The organism is Mycobacterium sp. (assembly GCF_050701675.1).
In the GTDB taxonomy this organism is placed as follows: Bacteria; Actinomycetota; Actinomycetes; order Mycobacteriales; family Mycobacteriaceae; genus Mycobacterium.
In genome coordinates this window covers 1-5,651 of sequence record NZ_JBOGDD010000412.1, presented here as the reverse complement: position 1 = coordinate 5,651, position 5,651 = coordinate 1, and the positions used below count along the sequence as shown (strand labels likewise).

Below are 5,651 nucleotides of genomic sequence, written 5' to 3'. Positions count from 1 at the left end.
GATCGCAGGCAGGTTCGACCGCCACATCGGGGTGGATGCGTTGCGCCCGGGCAGCAGTACCACCGGCGGGCGATCGGCAGGTCCGTCGAACCGGTAGGCGCGAACCGTACCGAAAGCCGTTGGCACGTCGAATGACGCGGCGACGTCCGGCAGCGCGGCCATCCCGGTGCGATAGACCTCGAGAAAGCGAGCTTGGGCGGCGTCGCTGCGGAAGTGCCCGACCCCTGCCACCCTTACTCGACGGTGACGGACTTGGCGAGGTTGCGCGGCTTGTCGACGTCGTAGCCACGCGCCTGCGCGACCCCCGCGGCGAACACCTGCAGGGGAATGGTCGACAGCAGCGGCTGGAATAGTGTTGAGACCGCCGGGATCTCGATCAGATGATCGGCATACGGACGAACCGTGTCGTCGCCCTCCTCGGCGATGACGATGGTGAGCGCGCCGCGGGCCTGGATTTCGCGGATGTTGCTCAGCAGCTTGGAGTGCAACACCGCCGCGTTCTTCGGCGACGGCATCACGACGATGACGGGCAGGCCGTCCTCGATCAGCGCGATCGGCCCGTGCTTGAGTTCACCCGCCGCGAAGCCCTCGGCGTGCATGTAAGCCAGCTCCTTGAGCTTGAGCGCACCCTCGAGGGCCACCGGGTAGCCGACGTGTCGGCCGAGGAAGAGCACCGTCGACGACGAGGCGAACCGGTGAGCCAGTTCGGTGACCGGCTTCATACAGGTCAGCACCCGTGCGATGAGGTCGGGCATCCCCTGCAGCTCGTCGAACTCCCGCTGGACCTCGTCGGGGTACTTGGTGCCGCGGGCCTGCGCCAGCGCGAGCCCGACCAGATAGTTCGCAGCGACCTGAGCCAGGAAGGTCTTGGTGGACGCGACGCCGATCTCCGGCCCCGCGCGGGTGTAGAGCACCGCATCGCATTCGCGGGGGATCTGACTGCCGTTGGTGTTGCAGACGGCAAGCACCTTGGCCTTCTGCTCCTTGGCGTGCCGGACGGCCTCCAGGGTGTCTGCGGTCTCCCCGGACTGCGAGATGGCGATGACCAGCGTGCTGCGGTCGAGCACCGGGTCGCGGTAGCGGAACTCGCTGGCCAGTTCGACCTCGACCGGTAACCGGGTCCAGTGCTCGATGGCGTACTTGGCCAACATCCCCGAGTGGTACGCGGTGCCGCACGCGACGATGAAGACCTTGTCGATCTCCCGCAGCTCCTGATCGGACAGCCGCTGCTCGTCGAGCACGATGCGGCCGTCGACGAAGTGTCCGAGCAGGGTGTCGGAGACGGCGGCGGGCTGCTCGGCGATCTCCTTGAGCATGAAGTACTCGTAGCCGCCCTTTTCCGCGGCGGACAGGTCCCAGTCGATGTGAAACTCGCGGTACTCCACGTCGGGGTCGCCGTAGAAATCGGTGACCCGGTAGCCGTCGGCGGTGATCACCACGGCTTGGTCCTGGCCGAGCTCGACGGCGTCCCGGGTGTGCTCGATGAAGGCGGCGACGTCGGAGCCGAGGAACATCTCCCCGTCGCCGACCCCGATGACCAACGGGGTGGAGCGTCGCGCCGCCACGATGGTGTCGGCGTCGTCGGCGCAGGCGAACACCAGAGTGAAGTGGCCTTCCAGGCGCGGGAGCACCGCCATCACCGAACCGACGAAGTCACCCGCGGTGGGTCCGTGGTGGTACTGCCACGACACCAGGTGGACCGCCACCTCGGTGTCGGTGTCGCTCGCGAACTCGACGCCGGTGGCCTCCAACTCCGCACGCAGCACGGCGAAGTTCTCGATGATCCCGTTGTGAACGACGGCGATCTTGCCCGCCGCGTCACGGTGGGGGTGGGCGTTGCGGTCGGTCGGCCTGCCGTGGGTGGCCCAGCGAGTGTGGCCGACACCGGTGTTCCCGATCAGCTCCTGCGAATCGGCCTCTTCAAGAGCCGCCTCGAGATTGGCCAGCCGGCCTGCGCGCCTGCGTACCGCCATGCCGCCGTGCCCGTCCAGCAGCGCGACACCCGAGGAGTCGTAGCCCCGGTATTCCATCCGCCGCAGAGCGTCGACGACGATGTCGCGGGCTGGACGCTGCCCGACGTAGCCGACGATTCCGCACATGACGCTGCAGCTTAATGCAGCCTCCAGCTGGGAGGGGCAGTGCAGCAGCCGGCTCGACTTCGTGTGAGCTACGGTCATCGGGTGGCCAAGACGAAGAAACTCTTCGCTGCGTTGACCCATCGGGGCCCGCACGCGGTTCTGCGCGGTGACCTGGCCTTTGCCGGCCTGCCAGGCATCGTGTACACGCCCGCGTCGGGGTTGAATCTGGCCGGCGTCGCCTTCGGTCACGACTGGTTGGTCGCGGCCGACAGGTATTCGGGAACGCTGGAGCATCTTGCGTCATGGGGCATCGTCGCGGCGGCCCCGAACACCGAGACCGGCATCGCGCCATCGGTGCTGAATCTGGCGTTCGACCTGGGCACGACGCTCGACATCGTCTCAGGCGTCCGGCTGGGTCCTGGGAAGATCAGCGTCCATCCCACCAAGTTGGGTGTGGTCGGTCACGGTTTCGGCGGATCGGCCGCAGTGTTCGCCGCGGCCGGGATGCCCGGCCGGGTCAAGGCCGCCGCCGCGCTGTTCCCTTCGGTGACTCGACCACCCGCCGAACAGCCCGCGGCCACGCTGAAGGTGCCCGGCCTGATCCTCGCCGACCCAGGCGATCCCATGTCGCTGCGATCCAACGCCGTCGAGCTGGCCAGGGTGTGGAAGCCCGCGACCCTGCGCAGCGCCAAGAAGGTGACGGCAGGCGGGCTGGCCGAGGGCCGCCGACTGTCCCGGCTCGTCAAGCTGCCTGGCGCGGACAAGGGCACGCAGAAGATCGTGCGCGCACTGCTCACCGGATATCTGTTGCACACGCTGACCGGCGACAAGACATACCGCGACTTCGCCGACGCCGAGGTGGCGCTGCCCAAGACCGAGGTGATGGATCCGTTCTCCGACGATCCCATCGATCTGGAGAACAAGGTCGTCGCGCTGCTCAAGCCGTAGCGCGGGCGTCAGCCTTCGAGCCCGATCTGCTGCAGCACGTAGTCACCGAGCAGTTCGTTGGCGTGCGTGGTCATGTGCTCCGCGGCTGCAAAGACATACGTGCGGTCGGCATCCGGTGACTTCATCGACTTGGCATCGCAGTAGTCCTGATCGAGCTTGGCGCAGGCATCCTCGTTGGCGCCGTGGGTGAAGCCGTACTCGCCGGGATTCTGCAGTAGTCCGTCGACGAATGCTTCGGTGTCGATGATCTGGATGCGCGGGTCTGCAGGCAGCGCCGCCAGAAGCGTCTCGTTGTAGACCGCGCCCAGCTCACCGACGTACTGGCGAGCGGCGTCGGACCGGAACCACGGATCCTTGCTGATGTCGAAGAGTTTGAACACCAGCAGGCGTTGCGCGCCGTTGGCGAGGATCTTCGACGCCGTCTGGGCTTCGTCGGTGGCCGCTGTCTGCACCCGGGCCCGCTCACCGACCATGACGTCCTCCCCGGGAGTGACGTTGTCGCGCAGGGACTGTGCGAGATCCGGATCCTTTGTCGGATCGAAGTTGTAGGCGACGTCGTTGGTCCCGACGTACAACGTGACGACCTGGTTGGGGTTGAAGGATCCGTGCTGCTGCAGGAATCGATCGACCTGCACCACGGTGGATATCGGCGTTCCCTCGGGATTGTCCGATACCGAGGAGTAGGCACTGTTCGCCCGCGCCCCGCCCTCGGCGTAGTTCAGCCCGCCGGGACCGGGACTCCCCGGCTTGCCCTGATAGACATCGCCGTAGGCGGCGACGTGCTCATTGGGTTCTGTTGACTGGCCAAGTCGTTGAGCCACGTGTTGGGCCCAGGTCATCCCCGGCATGGTGGTGAAGCGGAACCCGTAGGTGCCCGCGTCGGTCAGGCTGTCACCGAAGAACACCGCCTGGGTGATCGCAGGCCCGTCCGCCGGTTCGGCCATGGCCTGCGACGGCATCACGCCGCCGGCCAGCGCGCACAACGCTGCGGTTGCGCTCAGCGCTAGCGCTCGTCCACGCATCGACGTGTTCATGAATGTTTGTTCCTCGCTGGCTTCTTCGTGAATCATGGCCTGAAACGTAATGGTGCCCAACGGTACCCGGCGGAACAGTGACTTCGGGCTCGAATGGCGCCGGAACCTCCGCATTGCCGCCCTATGCGTTTGGGACGGATCGCGACACTAGGGCGTCGGCGCATCCTCCCGGATCAGGGCGGCATCCCGCAGCTCGTCCCAAAGCTCCTCGGGAATGGTCGTTTCGAACAGCTCGGCATTGCGCGCCTGCTGTTCGGCGTTGCGGGCGCCCAGGCAGATGCTCGTCACTGCCGGGTGCGCATGGGCGAACTGCAGCGCGGCCGTCGCCAACGGGACTCCGTGACGCAGGCACACCTCTTCGATGGCACCCACCCGCGCCAGCACGTCCTGCGGCGCGGGCGCGTAGTTGAACCGCGCACCGACCACCGGCCCCGTCGCAAGGATGCCGCTGTTGTACACCCCACCGAGGACGATCCCGACGCCTCGTTCTTCGCACATGGGCAGTAGCTCGTCCAAGGGATTCTGCTCGAGCAGTGTGTAGCGGCCCGCCAGAAGACACAGATCCGCGTCGGTGGCCTTGATCGCCTCGGTCATGACGTCGGTCTCGTTGACGCCGAAGCCGATTGCCTTCACCACTCCTTGGTCACGCAGCGACTCCAATGCCGGAAATGCACTGACGAGGGCTTGCCGGAAGTACTCGGGCTGCGACGTGCCGTGGGTGTAGCGATCGCAGTCGTGGATGAACAGGGCATCGAAGTGGTCGGTGAGCATCCGTTGCATGCTGTGCTCGACCGCCCGCATGACGCCGTCGTAGCTGTAGTCGAAGTCCGCGACGAACGGCGGAGTGTCCTGATATTGACCGTTCATCGTCGGTGCGCCCTTGGCGGGGGTGACGACCCTGCCGACCTTCGTCGACACGACCGTGTCGGCCCGGTCGAGGTGGCGGAGGGCTTGACCGAGCCGGTACTCACTGAGCCCGTTGCCGTATCCAGGCGCGGTGTCGAAGTACCGGACGCCGTGGCGCCAAGACTGGGGCACCATGTCGAGCGCGTCGTCGTCGCTGAATACTCCGTTGAAGTTGCCGATTGGCGCTCCACCGAATCCGATGGCGGTGAAGGTCAATCTCGATCTCTCGTGAAACCGTTTGTCCGACACTCGCATTGGTGGTTGCATCACTCCAAGAGCGTAATCACCTCACCAAACTTTCCACCCCACCCAACGTGTGCACGTCTCCGTCCGCCTGTTTCACGAACTGCGCCTTATGTCTTGGCGCACCGCACGGCAGGCTGGCTTGGGGCCCGCATGTCGGTGACACCCAACGACGAGACGACGAGGTGGATTCAGATGACCGAGATCGGTTTCAAGATCGACGCACGACCTGCCGAAGACGTGATCGCATTGAGCCGCACGGTCGAGGCGAATGGATTCGGCCACCTGTGGTTCTGCGAGGACCTCGGCCTGGCGGGTGGCGTCGCTCAGGTGGCTGCGGCACTGGCGGTCACCACCGGCATCCAGGTCGGGCTCGGCATTGCACCTGCGGCAGTGCGTAATCCGGTCTACCTCGCGATGGAATTCGCGGCGCTGGCCCGCC

The 5,651-nt window shown here is 66.1% G+C and carries 5 protein-coding genes and 1 pseudogene; 2 read left to right on the top strand and 4 right to left on the bottom strand.

Annotation, left to right across the window (positions count from 1 at the left end; translation table 11 throughout):
- Together ACRDUX_RS12510 and glmS are read right to left on the bottom strand one after the other, a co-directional pair.
- Positions 1–231, bottom strand: a pseudogene (locus ACRDUX_RS12510) (alpha/beta fold hydrolase); the annotation flags it as partial.
- A gap of 2 nt (positions 232–233) precedes the next feature.
- Positions 234–2,099 carry a glutamine--fructose-6-phosphate transaminase (isomerizing) gene (glmS, locus tag ACRDUX_RS12505; protein WP_526414334.1) on the bottom strand — a complete coding sequence of 622 codons (1,866 nt, stop codon included), beginning with the start codon at positions 2,097–2,099 and terminating at the stop codon, positions 234–236.
- An 81-nt stretch (positions 2,100–2,180) separates the two neighbouring features.
- Here glmS and ACRDUX_RS12500 point away from each other — a divergent pair, with 81 nt between their 5' ends.
- Positions 2,181–3,026: a dienelactone hydrolase family protein gene (locus tag ACRDUX_RS12500; RefSeq protein WP_526414332.1), complete on the top strand. Its 846-nt coding sequence runs from the start codon at positions 2,181–2,183 to the stop codon at positions 3,024–3,026.
- 8 nt (positions 3,027–3,034) lie between these two features.
- Here the strand turns inward: ACRDUX_RS12500 and ACRDUX_RS12495 are convergent, their stop codons facing one another.
- Positions 3,035–4,096, bottom strand: a complete 1,062-nt coding sequence (locus ACRDUX_RS12495) for an SGNH/GDSL hydrolase family protein (protein ID WP_526414330.1) — start codon at positions 4,094–4,096, stop codon at positions 3,035–3,037.
- Between the two features lie 111 nt (positions 4,097–4,207).
- The gene (locus tag ACRDUX_RS12490) at positions 4,208–5,182 is read right to left on the bottom strand and encodes an aldo/keto reductase (protein ID WP_526414328.1); all 975 of its coding nucleotides are present in this window, start codon (positions 5,180–5,182) and stop codon (positions 4,208–4,210) included.
- Between the two features lie 222 nt (positions 5,183–5,404).
- Between ACRDUX_RS12490 and ACRDUX_RS12485 the strand changes: the two genes are divergently transcribed.
- On the top strand, positions 5,405–5,651 hold a 247-nt coding region (locus ACRDUX_RS12485), incomplete at its 3' end, for an LLM class flavin-dependent oxidoreductase (protein WP_526414326.1).

Excerpts from the sequence above, each read along its gene's own strand:
- glmS (WP_526414334.1), bottom strand. The coding sequence starts at position 2,099 with ATGTGCGGAATCGTCGGCTACGTCGGGCAGCGTCCAGCCCGCGACATC.
- ACRDUX_RS12495 (WP_526414330.1), bottom strand. The coding sequence starts at position 4,096 with ATGATTCACGAAGAAGCCAGCGAGGAACAAACATTCATGAACACGTCG.